Here is a 13,766-nt window from a genome sequence, read left to right as displayed (position 1 = left end):
TCTTAAATAAGAAGTTCCGGTATTTGTCCAGCATCGCCGCTGATTAAATCCGCACGCTGCGGAAAAACTTCTTCCGTAGCGCCATATAGAAGAGCACGTCGAGCAGCGCGAACGCTCCGTACATAAGGCCCACTCGCCCAAACAGAAACCAAGCCATGTTGGCGCCTGACCACGCGAACGATAGGAAGTAAATGCCGAGAATGCCGCCAATAACGAGCGGAGCGAAGAAGACGACGGCCAGATGCATCTGCAGATAGGACTTGCACTCCGCCACTGTCAGCCCGATTCGCTTCAGCAGTGCGATCTGTTCCTTCTCCTCATCGACGTCGGTAACCATCTTATAATACAGCACGACGCTGGAGGACAGCAGGAAGAGCATGCCTAGGAAACCTAGGGAGAAGAAGAGCAGACCGTTGATCTTGAACGCGATGTCATACCGTTCCTTCTTATAGATCGGACGCAGCGCTTCTGCTTGATCCTTATTGCCGAACTGCGTATCCGTGCTCGCCCACAGACTGCTATCCGCATGGTTGCTCGCTCGAAGCGCATCCAGAATGCTCGCGAACACCTTCTCGCCGTCGCCCCGCTTCAGGTTAAACTGATGTGCGGTGTACTCCGCCACATGAGGCGCAAGCTTCGCATAGACGGAATCGTCCACGACATTCGCCATGACGCCTTCAAACTCAACGTCGCCATAGGAATTGATGAAATGCTCGACCATCGCATGCGTCTTTTCCCGCTGAAACTCCAGCTTGACCGCAGATGACTTGCCGAGCGACTGGAGAAAGGCTTCTTTGCTTATCTGGTTCGCCTCGAAAGCATTAGCCCGTTCGGAGCCTTGCCGCCACGGCTCGATCGTCATAATCGTATTATAGTCGACGGATGTCTCCGCGTATGAATTCTGATTGTAGACGAGCAACAGCTCATCCGGCTTTACATCGACGGACAGTCCAGTATGCCGGTTGAAATTGGACTCGCTTATAACGATGGTGTCCGTGTAGTCATGATTGAACCTCGTGCCGTAATCCCGATAGTTCTCATCATAGATATACGGAAGCGAGCTGTAATCGCTGAGCTCACCACCGCTGCTGGCCACAATCTGCTTCACCTCAGCCTCGCTCACCTTGTTTATGCCGCCGCCGGATTCAATCATGAAGTCGTACGGAAGATTTTGACCGATCGTCTTATGCGTATAACTGTAGAACGACAAGCCGAACCCCATACTCATAATGGCGCAGCATATAAGAAGCGATACGATGTACAGCGACACTTTGTAGGCGACGAAGCGATGCTTCAAATTCGTCATAATTAACAGATTGCGGTTGTACAGAGAAGGGAACATCCCCATGACCAACCGAACGACATCCATGCAGGTCGGAATGACAAAATATAACGCCACAAAGACCGTGAAGATCGAACCGACTATAAGAGGCGAACGGTATTGCGCCTCAATCGTGTAGCCAAACAAGGTGTCTCCGGTAGAGACCGCATCGAATGTGTACATCGCCACAACAGTTGCGATAATCGATAAGAAGCCAATAATCGGCCGTGTCTTCGCGAGCCCTTTGGTGCTGCCCGCCTTCCCAATCTGAATGATCGAGAGCCTGCGGATAAACACGCTCGTAAACAGCATATTGCACAAGAAAACGCCACCGAACACGCCAAGGCTAAGCAGATAGGTTTTGCCGCTGATGAAATAGATGGAGGTCGATAGCCCGAGTATTCGGCCCAGAATCAAATAAAATAGCTTGGAAAGGAGCAGCCCGAGGGCGATGCCGCTCACCGCGGAGCCTGCCACGATAACGAGACTCTCGACGTAGATCATCCGAATGAGATCGCGGCGGGTCATGCCAAGGGTCAGATAGACGCTGAACTCCTTGCCCCTTGATTTTACGAAGTAAATGCCCGTATAGGCGACGAACACCACGCTAAACAGAATAATGGCATATGTACAAATGCCGATATAATCCATCATCAATTTCGTCGAAGCATCTTCAGCCAGCACTTTGTTATACAGCAGACTGCCATACATGAACAGCACCGCCACGACGAAGCCATTGACGAACAAGTAGGAGATGAAACGTTTGAAGTTAAATTTCAAATTCTGATTCACAATATGCCGGAACGTCAGATTCATTAGGCTTCGCCTCGCATTACGCTCAAGATTTCAAGGATTTTGTCGAAGAACGCCTTACGGTCACCGGAGCTTTGAATTTGCAAATTGATTTGGCCGTCCTTGATAAAAATAATTCTTTTGCAATAAGAAGCTGCGAACGGATCATGTGTCACCATGAGAATAGTGCTTGACCGCTCCGCGTTCATCTGTGTCAGCATGCCCATAATGTCGGCGGCGGACTTGGAATCGAGGTTGCCTGTCGGCTCATCGGCGAAGCAGACTGCCGGATTCGTCACAATCGCCCGCGCTGCCGCCGCACGCTGCTTCTGGCCACCAGATACATGGTACGGATATTTGCTAGCCAAATCCGCAATGCCGAAGAACGCCATCAGTTCATCGACGCGACGCTCGATCTCTTGCGGCTGGGTCCGGTCAAGAATAAGCGGTAGTGCGATATTTTCCTTCAGTGTGAGACTATCGAGCAAGTTAAAGTCTTGAAACACATAACCGATATTCCTTCTGCGGAACAATGCCAGCTCGTCTCGCTTGAGCTTGTCCATCGCATTGCCGGCTATCGTCACCTCGCCGGATGTAGGATGATCAACGCCTGACAGCATATTCAGCAGTGTCGTCTTGCCGCTGCCGCTCGGTCCCATAATGCCGATAAACTCCCCCGCCGCCGCCGTGAAGCTAATCTGGTCCAGCGCCTTCACTTCCTTCGCCCCTTTGAAGGAACGGTATTCTTTCGTCAGGTTCTCCACCTGGATCATGTCGTTCATTGTTATCGACCTCCGTTATGCCTTTATCATAGAAAAAAAGCCGAATCACAGAAATGGATTCGACTTACGATAAGCTTGCATTTTTGTAAGAAAAGAAATCGTCACGCGTGTGCCCTCGCCTACGGTTGATGTCAGACTAACCTCATGCCCGAGTCTCTTCGCAATATGCTTGACCATAGCAAGCCCAATGCCGGTCGCATTCGGATTAGCGCGCCCATTCCGCCCTGTGAAGAACAGCTCGAACACCCGAGGTACATCTTCCTGGGCGATCCCTTCGCCTTCATCGCGAATGCTGAGGCTGGCATCGATGCCTTCCATGCCTTCTGTTATCTCGAAGTATACGTTCTTTCCACGCTCGCTATACTTGATTGCATTCGTGATGATCTGGTCCAGCATATAGGCGCACCACTTGCGGTCGGTATATACGTAGACGGTTCCGCCGCTAAGCTTCGGGTAAATCCCGGCATAAATAAACTCGCGGCGCTTCTCGTTAATGACAGCATTCACCAGCGCATAGAGATCAAGCGATTCCGGCACATAATCGTTCGAGAACTCATCGAGCCGCAGCAGGTTCAGAGATTGTTCGAGGCTCGCTTTCAGCTTCTCGTTCTCCGCAGCAATGTCAGTCAAGACATCTGCGGACTGCTTCACAGCGGCAAGCTCAATGACTGCGACTGACGTCTTCATGTTATGGATGAAGCGCGAGAACAGCGCATTGCGCCCGTCCAGCTTATCGTTCATCTCGGTCAGCTTGTCCCGGTACGCCGCGTGAATCTCGTCAATCGTATCCAGCACGCGCTGCTCTTTCTTGCTATCTGCGTCCGATTCGCCGCTTACTTCGATGCCGAACTTCGCATCGTGAAGTGTTTCTTCGAAGCGGTATAACGCGAAGGCGCGTTGAGCGAAGAAAACAAGCAGAATCGTCATGCTGATGCAGAGCGGATATCCAATGCTAACCGAAGGCAGCAGCAGATTATAGATAAAGATAAGTGCGATTGTATTGATGAGATAGAAGGTCAGCGATTTCCGCTCGCTGTTAAGCGTCCGGCCCAGAAGTCTGATCCAGAACATAGCCTACGCCTCTTTTCGTATTAATGACGCTGCCAAGCCCGAGTTCAGCCAGCTTCTTCTTCACCCGGGTCACGTTCACCGTCAGTGTATTATCATCTACGAAGCTGGTGTCGTCCCACAGCTCCTCCAGCAGTTGCTCGCGCGTCACAATTTGCCCGGCGCTCTTCATGAGCAGCCGCAGCACGCGGAACTCGTTGCGGGTCAGCTCCGCCGACGAATCGCGGTATTTCGCCCGCATCGTATCCGTGCATAGGGAGAGCGGTCCGAAGGTTAGCTCCGTGCTGGAGGCTAAAGGCTGGCTGGATTGTTCCGCGCGGCGGAGGATCGCATTGATCTTGGCCACGAGAACTCCAATTGCAAAAGGCTTCGTCACGTAATCGTCCGCCCCGATCTCAATGCCGCGAATCTGTTCGCTCTCTTCGCTGCGTGCGGAGAGAACGATGATCGGAGTCGAGTAGCGCGACCGGATAAGCTTCAGGAAGTAGAATCCATCAAACTTCGGCAAGTTAATGTCGAGCAAGATCAGCTTCGGCGCAAGTGCGGCAACAGTATCCAACACCGTATCGTAGTCTTGCAGGATATGTGCGTGGAAACCGTAGGCGCTCAAGTATTCGGTTATATATTTCTGAAGCTGCTCGTTGTCTTCGATGAGAAGGATGTTGGTCATAGGTTTGCTCGCTTTCTGCTTTAAACCTGTGCCGATTGACTCGGCTACCTTTATGATGGCATTTTTTGCCGGGGCGGCGCAAGGGTTACTAGGCAGCAATACAGTCAAATGGTTATTCACCTACGTACGATAGCGTAGGAATGGCTAGCTATGCATGCCTACCCTCGATAAGGAGCGATGCTATGCCTCAGTTCGGATTTCCTCAGCCCATGCGGCAACCGCCGACCTCTCCTCCACCAGCCTATGTCCCTCCGAAGCCTCAGGTTTCTTACATCATCGACTGTATCCTTGAATACACCTATGTTTGGCTAAGAAATGGCGAAAGCTTCTGGTTCTATCCTACGATGGTCGATATCAACGGCACGACAGGCTATAGATGGAGCGGATCCTATTGGTATTATTACGGACTAGATTCCAGATTCATTGAAGCTTCCACATGTCCGCCGATCCCTACGTTGTTCTAAGGGGGACAGCTGACGCAGAAGGCGAAGACTAGAAGACCTCACATGCCGTCCATCCTGATTCGGCTGGAAAGCCCCGAGTAATCGGGGCTTTCTTCGACCCTACCTGTTCGTGCTGCGGGGGTTGTGGTACCTATTCGGTTCGCATACAATAAAAGTTAATTTATTAAACAAATTAACATGAAAATAAGCAGGTGAGCGCAGCATGTTAGTCATTAACGGTGACGAAGTATCCGAATTATTAACGATGGAAGCATGCATTACGCTTATGGAAACCGCTCTCCAAGACTTGTCCGCCGGACAAGCGGAGCAGCAGCTACGATCCGTCGTTCCCGTCCGGGAAGGCGGACTCATGGGGCTCATGCCCGCCTATTTGATCCGCCAGGAGATCGTCGGCGCGAAGCTGATCAGCGTCTTCCCGCATAATCATGACCGCGGGCTGCCGTCGCATCAAGGGATCATTACGCTGTTCGACGCGGCCACTGGCGCCGTGAACGCGGTCGTCGATGGGCGGCGCGTGACCGCCATCCGCACAGCTGCGGTCAGCGCAGCCGCGACGAAGCTGCTCGCGAAGCCTGGCGCGAGCACGCTTGCGCTCATCGGCACGGGCGAGCAGGCGCGCAGCCATCTCGAGGCGCTGCTGCTCGTGCGGCCGATCGAGCGCGTCCGCGTGTGGAGCCGCAGTGCGGAGCACGCGCAGCGGTTCGTAGGCGAGATGAGCGCGCGGTACGGCGAGCGGCTCGAAATCGTGGCTTGCGGCTCCGCCCAGCAGGCAGTCGCGGACGCCGACATCATCTGTACGCTAACGTCCTCGACCACGCCGGTCTTGGACGATGCTTGGATTGCCGAGGGCGCGCACATTAACGCGGTGGGCGCCTGCCGGGCGAAAGACCGCGAGCTCGCTTCCGCGATTGTGCAGCGGTCGAGGCTATATGTCGACCGACGCGAGTCCGCGGAGGGCGAAGCCGGCGACTACTTGATCCCGCTGCAAGAAGGCGAGATCGGGAAAGGTCACATCGTCGGCGAGATCGGTGAAGCACTACTCGGGCGCGTGGAAGGCCGCACGTCGGACAAGCAGATTACGCTGTTCAAGTCGCTCGGCCTCGCGGTTGAGGATCTGGCGGCAGCAGCTTATATTGTTGAACAAGCCAAACAGCAAGGCAAGGGCACATCCATTTCAATCTAGCTTAGTCTAGTCGAGGAGCGAGTCATCATGAGTGAACATGCAGGGTTGTATGATTTTGGACTCACTGCGGAGCAAGAACAACGCGCGCGTGACATTCATGAGCGCAGCATCGTTATTGATCTTCTTTTTCAAGGGCCTCTTTCCCCTAGCGTTATTCCGGCTGAAGTGTCCGAACAGATAAAGGCAGCATGCGAGCCGCTGAAGGATGATCCCATGGCGTACGCCATGCTTCCGAGCAAGCGGCTGCGCCAAATGTCCGCTCGGGGCGAGCTCGCCGCCTTCAAGGACGAGTGGTACCGCTCCGGCATTACCGCCGGCAACCGTGAGCTAGATGTGTCCAGCCACGATGACATCATGACAAGCATGGGCGAGGTGCAGGAACAATTCGACCGCACCGATTGGCTCATTAAGGCACTGACTGCTGCCGACATTCGGAAGACGAAAGCGGAAGGACTCAAAGCCGGCATCGTTACGACCCAAGATCCGACCGGGCTCGGCAAGAATCTCGATCTCCTCGAGGCGCTGCACAGCTTCGGCCTACGCGTCGTTCAACTGACATATAACAACCAGAACGCCATCGCTTCGGGCTGTATGGAGCTTGCGAACGGCGGCGTCTCCAACTTCGGTATGACGTTTATCCGCAGGCTGAACGAGCTCCGCATCGTTGTGGACACGAGCCATTGCGGCAAACAGACAACGCTCGACGCTTGCCGTTTGTCTGAGCAGCCGGTCATCGCCTCTCACACAGGCGTAGAAGCGATCTACCCGCACCGCCGCTGCAAGAGCGATGAAGAGCTTCAAGCAATCGCAGCAACGGGCGGCGTCATCGGCGTGTTCGCGATGCCGTGGTTCGTCCACGAAGACCCGAAGGCGACGACAATCGACCATGTGCTCGATCATATTGATTACATCGCCAAGCTGGTCGGGGTCGACCACGTCGGCATCGGCACCGACTGGCCGATGAGCGACGTCGACTGGTCGCTCGTCTATTTCAAGGAGCATATCGCGCCGAAGCTCGGTTTTGCCAAGGGAGATGGCCCATCGACGGAGCTTGTCAAAGGGCTGGAGCAGTACGGCGTGTTCATTAACTTCACCCGAGGCCTCGTCGCTCGCGGCTACTCGGACGAAGAAGTCGGCAAAATCATCGGCGGCAACTGGCTGCGCGTATTCGAACACGTATGGGGGAGCTAATCGATGACGATAACAAAGGCGAAGATATATAACTTCTATTGCGCTGGTATATATGAAGGCCGCATTCGGTTTACGGATGACGGCAAAATCATGCATGCCAAAGTGAACGCCAGACAGCGCACGCAAATGCAGGAGAACGTGCTGGACGACAGATCGAAGTATGCCCTTCCACTTCAGCAAATCCGCGAAGCGATGCCGCACTACCTGAAGACGGAGTGGGCAGGCGACCGCGTGACCGCCTCTAATGGCGAGATCTATCATCGCCATCTGACTTACAAGGACGAGCAAGGTCGCGTCTCTCAGGTGTGGGCGAAGCGCGGCGGCACAGCGGTCGACATCGTCACGCTGGACGGCGAAGTGATTGCCTTCCTGACGCCGAACCGCTACGGCATGGAGATTATCGTAGAGGAAGGACTCGAGAAGCTGACGCCACTCGTCGTGTACGATGATCCACTCTTGTCGAAGCCCGAGTACGGCGTGAACGATCTCGGCACCTTCCTTATTCCGATGCGTGATGGCGTGAAGCTGGCAACGGACGTCTACTTGCCGGAAGGCATCGCGCCTGGCACCAAGCTGCCGACCATTCTCGTTCGGACCTGCTACGACCGCAATGGACGCAAAGAGAATTTCATGCACTGGGTTAGCAAAGGCTACGCCGTCGTCAATCAGGATGTGCGCGGACGCGCAGATTCCGAGGGCGAGCTCGTGCCTTTCTACCATGAGCGCGAGGACGGCGCAGGCACGATCGACTGGATCATCACCCAGCCCTGGTCGAATGGCGATGTCGGCATGTGGGGCGCATCGTATCTTGGCTATGTGGTCATGGCCGCATCCACGAGCGGGCATCCGAATCTAAAAGCCGTCGTCAACGAAGTCAACGTCGGCACCCCGTTCGTCGATACCGTGCGCCGGGGCGGAACGGTCTGCTCGTGGCCGCTGCTTTGCTGGACGCTGGCGCAGTCGGTCGGCACGCGGACGGATTTTCAAATCTTCGCAGGCATTACGGTCGATCCGGCGAAAGCGGTGGACGCGCGCCCAATCAAAGAAATTCCGCAGCAAATGATCGGCCGCAGCTCCGGTCCATGGGACATGTGGAGCGAGCATCCGGAATACGATGAATACTGGCAGAACTGTAATCACGCGGAGCGCGCCCACCAGATCAAGGCGCCCATGTTCGTCATCTCCGGCTGGTATGACGGCGACAGTCCGGGCGTCTCTGAGACGTGGCGGCTGCTCACCGAGCATGACGTGCCGAATCGCAAAATCTGGCTCGGCCCGTGGGAGCACGGCCCGAACCGGGCGCGCGATCTGAAAGGCGTCGCCTTCGGCGAAGACGCCGTCGTCTACGACTACGACGTGAACGTACTGCGCTGGTTCGACCGCTATCTCAAAGGGATCGAGAATGGTATCGACTCGGAGCCTAGAGCGAGCTATTACGTGGTCGGCGAGAACAAATGGCGTACGTCCGCAGAATGGACGCCGGCCGAATCGACCGTAACGCCGTTCTATCTCGGCAGCGGCGGTCGTGCGAATTCCGCCTTCGGCAACGGCACGCTACAGCTGCAACCAGCTGCCGGCTCCTCGCAGGCGGAGTCAGACGTATACATCTATAATCCGACCGATCCGGTCGCCGATTCCGGCGAGCGCGAGCCGGAGAACCGCCGTACGATTGAGCTTCGTCAGGATGTTCTCTGCTATACAAGCGAGCGGCTAACCGAAGAACTGACAATTGCAGGCGAGCTCTCGGCCATGCTTTACGCGGCAAGCTCCGCGGTCGACACCGACTGGGTCGTCTCGCTAAGCGATGTGGACGAAGCGGACAACTCGATTCTGCTCTCGAGCTACATCGTCCGCGCGAAATATCGTAGTGGCTACGACAAGCCGGAGTTGCTGACACCAGGCAAGGTGGATCGATATGACATCTTCATGCCGAATATCGCGCATCGTTTTGCCGCAAATCACCGTGTCCGCTTCTCGGTTACCTCATCGAGCAAGTTCGTCGCTTTCCCGAACTCGAACACAGGCATTAATCCGTACGACGATCCGAGTCCGATTGTGGCGACGCAGACGATCCATCACTCGGAGCAATATCCGAGCCATGTGCTGCTGCCGGTGCTCGGCTAGGTACCGGGACGGGCCAATGTAGAGTAACAAAAAGCACCCCAATAGGGGTGTTTTTTGTTGCCCGAGAAAACCCGCAGGACTTCTCTCTGATATAGTACCTTGGCTTTCTCGTTAATGCGGGGTACGTGCTACCCCTCTTTGGCTCTAAGTCCCTGATTTACTCCTATGTAGGGTACGTCGTACCCCACCTTGGCTCAAAACCCCTGATTTCCCCCATTGTAGGGTACGTCGTACCCTTCTTTGATGAGAATTCCCCGGTTTACTCCATAAAGTAGTGAACCTGGGCTCTCCTTGGTCCTATTCGGCGAAATATCGTAAATGTAGTGACCCTGAGGATACTCTTTAGCCGATATCGGTGAATTCTTGCCAATGTAGTGACCCTGAGGACTCTCTTTGGTTAATGTAGTCCACTCAATCCACCGGTTTTCCGCCATTGTAGTCCACCATACCAGCTTCATGCGTTCCATCCACCGGTTTTTCACCAATCTAGTCCACCAAGCCAGCTTCTTTCGCTCAATCAGAAAAAGCCTTATCCATTTAAGGATAAGGCCCATGCTACCCGAGACTTTCTCGGACATTCTAAGCACCCCGATGTGGGGTGCTTTCTCATTGCCGCTGGTTGTTTCTCGGCCTACTGCATTCTCGCGTACAAAATATAGTCCAGCGCTTGTGGCGTCCCCCCGGCTTCCTTCAAAGCCCGGTTAATCTGCCCACGATGATACTGCCCATGTAGAACGACCTGTGACAAAATATCCCGAACCGACGTGCTGAACATGACTCCGCTCTGATTCGCGTAAGCGATCATTTCGTCCATCTTCTCCTCGGTCAAGCTGTTCATGTATGCGCGGTAATTCGCCTCGTTGCTCGCCAGCAGGTCCGTAAGTGAGTCGAGGTCTGCGTCATCAGACCATAGCTGCAGATGCACGCTGCTCTCGCCAGTCAGCCGCGTGATCCAGACCTGCTCAGCGGTTGCAAGATGGCGCATCAGCTTCACCGCGTCTGCCGGGTTTGCCCCGTTAGCACGCAGCCCAGCTAACAGCTGTCGATCCGCCCAAATTTGATGCTCAATCATGCGCTTTATCGTTTGCATCGTCTTAAGTCCCCTCCGATAAGAAGCCTATCTTACTAGCTTCATTATACGGCTGCCGTTACCGATTGCGAAGCGTCTCCAGCAGCTTCACTAGTCTGCCGAACGACTCGTTCATGCCGCCTTCCATACCGGATTGCAGCATGCCGTCGCGGTCTGCGACCGAGCGAAATACCGATTCCATCTTTACAACGGTCCGCTCTCCTGGCAGCTCCTCGAACACCGCAGTCTCTAGCGTCACATGTCCGCGCTCAGGCAGGCCAAGGAATTCGAACGTCTGCACGATCCGCAGCGGAGCAGTCACTTCATGAAACACACCGCAAAAGGCATACTCGCCGCCGCTTGGGTCCTTGGAGACATACTTCCACGCTCCGCCGTCCCGCGCTTCGAACTTCTCCAGCTGCATCGTCAGTTGGCTCGGCCCCATCCACTGCACGAACAGGTCTGCATCGGTGAACGCCTCGAATACGAGCTCGCGCGGCGCATTAAACTCTCTCTCGATTAGAATCACTTGCTTGCCCGGCTCAGCTGTTAGCTTCGTTTCATTCAACACTGTCATTGTTCTTCATCCCTCTCATCTGTTTGAGTACGCGGCTTGTTCTGCTGCTGCTCCATCCGCGCCTGCAATAAACCGTCTAGCTTCTCGAAGCGCTCGCTCCACAGCTGTCTATACCGCTTCGCCCATGCCTCCACCTCGAATATCGCCTGCTCATTCAAGCGATATATCCGCTGCTGCGCCTTCTTCTCCACAGTGACCACGTTCGCCTCACGAAGCACCTTGAGATGCTGCGAGATCGCCTGTGGACTAACAGTGAAGTAGCTGCAAATATCAGTAGCGGTCAGGCTTCCTTTCTCGGCTAATAATTCAACAATATGACGTCTATTGGAGTCTGAAATTGCTGTGAAAATGTCCATGGACTTATTATAAACCAAACACTTAATTAAGTATACACTTAAATAAAAATAATTAAAAAACAGCCGAGCCTTCACATCCGCTCAGCTGCCCACACACTTATACTAGCTTTCTCTAGCTTACTCCGGCTTACTCTTCGGCAGCGGCTTCGTAATCGAAATCAATACGAGGCCGACGATTAGCACAACAATCCAGCCTACTAGAGAAGGCCAGCCCTCCGGCAGCCATCCTAAGAACCGATAGATAATCGGCTTGCCGAGGATCGCGCGCACCAGAGGCTGCACAAGCAGAGCCAGTGAGAGAAGACTAAGGATGATGCCGAGTACGTGCAGCCAGTCATTCTGAAACTTTTTCAAAAAGGGTCACTCCACTTCGTACGTTAATGAAGACTCTCCGCGCATTCCACGACGGTCGTCTCAGCCGCCCGCGTTCGCCAGCCCAGCAATTGCCGCGCCTTCTCCGGCGTATGCGTAAATCTCCGTCCCAGCATCGGCACAATCGACCGAAGTGATCCATCGAAGATCGAGAGCACGCGCAGGACGAAGTCAGGGATCATGCGTGTCGGCGCCTTACTAGCTCGCTCGCCTAGCTTGGCACGCAGCACCTGCGAAATTTCGTGCATCCACATGAAGCCCGAGACGGCGATGAATCGCTGCCCGGCCGCTTCGCTTGCGGTCATCGCAAGGATATGCAGCTCCGCCAAGTCCCTCACGTCAACGATTTCGAAGCCGAGACGAGGCGTCCCCGGCAAGCGCCCCTTCACGAGACGCTCGATAACCTGCACAGAGCCATTCTGATTCGCCTGCGACAATACCGGACCAAAGATCGCGCCTGGCAAAATCGTCGTAAACGAAGTGCCACCGGCATTCTCATTCATGAACTGCCATGCAGCCATCTCGGATAACACTTTGGACTTACGGTATGAGTCCAGTTTATTATCTTTGGGATCGCTCCACAAGGTCTCGTCTATGATCCCTTCCTCACGGTAGGATGTCGGTGTGCAAGCCGCCAAGGATGAGGTCATCACGACGCGCCGCACGCCGGCTTTAACGGATGCACGAAGGACGCGCAGCGCTCCATCGCGCGCAGGTCCGACGAGCGAGTCCAGATCGCGAGCGTTGTCATGGCTAAGCGGCGAAGCGACATGAAGCACGTAATCACAGCCAGACACGGCAGCGCCCCATCCCTCGTCCGATGTTAAATCAGCCGCATAGAATGACAGCCGGTCGCCCGGATCAACCTCTGCTGCAATGCTCGCCCGAGCAGCCTGCTCCTTAGACAAGCTGCGCACCGTTGTGCGAACCGTATAGCCGCGCCTCAGCAGCTCTACAACGCACCAGCCCCCGACATATCCTGTACCACCCGTTACTAATACGACCTCTTTTGCTTGATCCGACTTCTCTTTCTTCATGCTCATATTGCCTCCTAGACTCTACTTGGACGATTCGGTTTGATTCGTTATAGACCCAACATAAACGAAAAATGACCAACGGTCAATAATTATTTGACCAGTGGTCATTTTTTAAGGATGTGCTATAATACGTGAAGATAAGGAGGCTTGTATGAGTCGAGAAGAGAAGAAACAAGCTACGTTGCAGCGCATATCCGAGGCCGCATTCCAGTTGTTTTCGGAGAAAGGGTTCGAGGAAACGAGTGTAGCGGAGATTACGCAAGCAGCCGGAGTGGCGAAAGGAACCTTCTTTAATTATTTTGCAACGAAGGAAGAGCTGCTCTTCACCTTTCAGAAGGACTTCTACCTCCTTGAGCTGTTCAGCCTGAACGATAGACCTGGCCCTTATACGCCGCTCATTCTCACCTTCCTAAAGGAGCTGGGCGATTCGATGAGCGCCAATCCCGCCCTGCTGCGCTCGGCGCTTCAGCGGTTTCTGGCTGCAAGCTCCGCCGATAAAGTCAAAGCAGGCCACGAGGTGAAACTGCAGGCGATTGTCGAGCTATTCGCCAAAGGGCAGCAAGCCGGCGAGTTCACACACTCGATTGCTGCAGAAGAGCTGGCGTCAACCGCCTTGCAGCTTTATTTTGGAACATTAGTGACATGGAGTACCGGCATGGGCGGCCAAACAGGGCTCGGTGAGCAGCTGCAAACCGCATATCGTGTGTTTCTACGCGGCATTACGTTAGAGCAAGATTAATGGAGGTTGTTAAGCTTTGAC

At 54.4% G+C, this 13,766-nt stretch carries 14 protein-coding genes; 5 read left to right on the top strand and 9 right to left on the bottom strand.

The features are described from left to right. Nucleotides 1-43 precede the first annotated feature (43 nt). Genes BMY11_RS23345 through BMY11_RS23330 form a run of 4 tightly spaced genes read right to left on the bottom strand, consistent with a single transcriptional unit; the run spans nucleotide 44 to nucleotide 4,633 of the window. Nucleotides 44-2,137 (bottom strand): FtsX-like permease family protein, encoded by a 2,094-nt coding sequence (locus BMY11_RS23345; RefSeq protein ID WP_218150213.1) that lies wholly within the window; start codon nucleotides 2,135-2,137, stop codon nucleotides 44-46. Further along, nucleotides 2,137-2,895 (bottom strand): ABC transporter ATP-binding protein, encoded by a 759-nt coding sequence (locus BMY11_RS23340; RefSeq protein ID WP_090581903.1) that lies wholly within the window; start codon nucleotides 2,893-2,895, stop codon nucleotides 2,137-2,139. Before BMY11_RS23340 ends, BMY11_RS23345 begins: the two co-directional genes overlap by 1 nt. A 45-nt stretch (nucleotides 2,896-2,940) precedes the next feature. After that, entirely contained in the window at nucleotides 2,941-3,966 is a 1,026-nt protein-coding gene (locus tag BMY11_RS23335) for a sensor histidine kinase (protein WP_090581901.1), read from the bottom strand. Further along, nucleotides 3,932-4,633, bottom strand: coding sequence for a response regulator transcription factor (locus tag BMY11_RS23330; RefSeq protein WP_090581899.1), 702 nt, complete (start codon nucleotides 4,631-4,633; stop codon nucleotides 3,932-3,934). The genes BMY11_RS23335 and BMY11_RS23330 overlap by 35 nt, the downstream gene beginning before the upstream one ends. Nucleotides 4,634-4,815: 182 nt before the next feature. Here BMY11_RS23330 and BMY11_RS23325 point away from each other — a divergent pair, with 182 nt between their 5' ends. The 4 genes from BMY11_RS23325 (at nucleotide 4,816) to BMY11_RS23310 (ending at nucleotide 9,595) form a co-directional block, all read left to right on the top strand. After that, nucleotides 4,816-5,097, top strand: coding sequence for a transporter (locus tag BMY11_RS23325; RefSeq protein WP_256217726.1), 282 nt, complete (start codon nucleotides 4,816-4,818; stop codon nucleotides 5,095-5,097). Nucleotides 5,098-5,299: 202 nt separating this feature from the next. Next, nucleotides 5,300-6,280, top strand: coding sequence for an ornithine cyclodeaminase family protein (locus BMY11_RS23320; protein WP_090581898.1), 981 nt, complete (start codon nucleotides 5,300-5,302; stop codon nucleotides 6,278-6,280). A gap of 27 nt (nucleotides 6,281-6,307) precedes the next feature. Beyond that, on the top strand, nucleotides 6,308-7,471 hold the full coding sequence (locus tag BMY11_RS23315) for a dipeptidase (RefSeq protein WP_090581896.1): 1,164 nt from the start codon (nucleotides 6,308-6,310) through the stop codon (nucleotides 7,469-7,471). Between the two features lie 3 nt (nucleotides 7,472-7,474). Further along, a complete protein-coding gene (locus BMY11_RS23310) occupies nucleotides 7,475-9,595 on the top strand; it encodes a CocE/NonD family hydrolase (RefSeq protein WP_090581894.1) in 2,121 nt (706 codons plus the stop codon). Nucleotides 9,596-10,226: 631 nt separating this feature from the next. Here BMY11_RS23310 and BMY11_RS23300 read toward each other — a convergent pair. The 5 genes from BMY11_RS23300 to BMY11_RS23280 all read right to left on the bottom strand — a co-directional run bounded on the left by BMY11_RS23300 (nucleotide 10,227) and on the right by BMY11_RS23280 (nucleotide 13,006). Next, nucleotides 10,227-10,685, bottom strand: a complete 459-nt coding sequence (locus BMY11_RS23300) for a DinB family protein (RefSeq protein WP_090581890.1) — start codon at nucleotides 10,683-10,685, stop codon at nucleotides 10,227-10,229. Nucleotides 10,686-10,743: 58 nt separating this feature from the next. Next, a complete protein-coding gene (locus tag BMY11_RS23295; protein WP_090581888.1) occupies nucleotides 10,744-11,241 on the bottom strand; it encodes an SRPBCC family protein in 498 nt (165 codons plus the stop codon). Further along, on the bottom strand, nucleotides 11,238-11,597 hold the full coding sequence (locus BMY11_RS23290; protein WP_090581886.1) for an ArsR/SmtB family transcription factor: 360 nt from the start codon (nucleotides 11,595-11,597) through the stop codon (nucleotides 11,238-11,240). Before BMY11_RS23290 ends, BMY11_RS23295 begins: the two co-directional genes overlap by 4 nt. A gap of 117 nt (nucleotides 11,598-11,714) precedes the next feature. After that, complete coding sequence (locus BMY11_RS23285; protein WP_090581884.1) at nucleotides 11,715-11,951, bottom strand: hypothetical protein; 237 nt, start codon at nucleotides 11,949-11,951, stop codon at nucleotides 11,715-11,717. 23 nt (nucleotides 11,952-11,974) lie between these two features. Continuing rightward, on the bottom strand, nucleotides 11,975-13,006 hold the full coding sequence (locus BMY11_RS23280) for an NAD-dependent epimerase/dehydratase family protein (protein ID WP_090581882.1): 1,032 nt from the start codon (nucleotides 13,004-13,006) through the stop codon (nucleotides 11,975-11,977). A gap of 151 nt (nucleotides 13,007-13,157) precedes the next feature. Between BMY11_RS23280 and BMY11_RS23275 the strand changes: the two genes are divergently transcribed. Continuing rightward, complete coding sequence (locus tag BMY11_RS23275) at nucleotides 13,158-13,745, top strand: TetR/AcrR family transcriptional regulator (protein WP_090581880.1); 588 nt, start codon at nucleotides 13,158-13,160, stop codon at nucleotides 13,743-13,745. The last annotated feature ends 21 nt before the right edge of the window (nucleotides 13,746-13,766 follow it).

This window comes from Paenibacillus sp. OV219 (genome assembly GCF_900110075.1).
Lineage (GTDB): Bacteria > Bacillota > Bacilli > Paenibacillales > Paenibacillaceae > Paenibacillus_Z.
Note: the sequence above shows the minus strand (reverse complement) of the source record. Positions and strands in the feature narration are given on the sequence as shown.

Excerpts from the sequence above, each read along its gene's own strand:
- BMY11_RS23310 (WP_090581894.1), top strand. The coding sequence starts at position 7,475 with ATGACGATAACAAAGGCGAAGATATATAACTTCTATTGCGCTGGTATA.
- BMY11_RS23320 (WP_090581898.1), top strand. The coding sequence starts at position 5,300 with ATGTTAGTCATTAACGGTGACGAAGTATCCGAATTATTAACGATGGAA.
- BMY11_RS23330 (WP_090581899.1), bottom strand. The coding sequence starts at position 4,633 with ATGACCAACATCCTTCTCATCGAAGACAACGAGCAGCTTCAGAAATAT.
- BMY11_RS23315 (WP_090581896.1), top strand. The coding sequence starts at position 6,308 with ATGAGTGAACATGCAGGGTTGTATGATTTTGGACTCACTGCGGAGCAA.
- BMY11_RS23280 (WP_090581882.1), bottom strand. The coding sequence starts at position 13,006 with ATGAAGAAAGAGAAGTCGGATCAAGCAAAAGAGGTCGTATTAGTAACG.
- BMY11_RS23290 (WP_090581886.1), bottom strand. The coding sequence starts at position 11,597 with ATGGACATTTTCACAGCAATTTCAGACTCCAATAGACGTCATATTGTT.
- BMY11_RS23340 (WP_090581903.1), bottom strand. The coding sequence starts at position 2,895 with ATGAACGACATGATCCAGGTGGAGAACCTGACGAAAGAATACCGTTCC.
- BMY11_RS23335 (WP_090581901.1), bottom strand. The coding sequence starts at position 3,966 with ATGTTCTGGATCAGACTTCTGGGCCGGACGCTTAACAGCGAGCGGAAA.
- BMY11_RS23300 (WP_090581890.1), bottom strand. The coding sequence starts at position 10,685 with ATGCAAACGATAAAGCGCATGATTGAGCATCAAATTTGGGCGGATCGA.
- BMY11_RS23345 (WP_218150213.1), bottom strand. The coding sequence starts at position 2,137 with ATGAATCTGACGTTCCGGCATATTGTGAATCAGAATTTGAAATTTAAC.
- BMY11_RS23295 (WP_090581888.1), bottom strand. The coding sequence starts at position 11,241 with ATGACAGTGTTGAATGAAACGAAGCTAACAGCTGAGCCGGGCAAGCAA.
- BMY11_RS23325 (WP_256217726.1), top strand. The coding sequence starts at position 4,816 with ATGCCTCAGTTCGGATTTCCTCAGCCCATGCGGCAACCGCCGACCTCT.
- BMY11_RS23275 (WP_090581880.1), top strand. The coding sequence starts at position 13,158 with ATGAGTCGAGAAGAGAAGAAACAAGCTACGTTGCAGCGCATATCCGAG.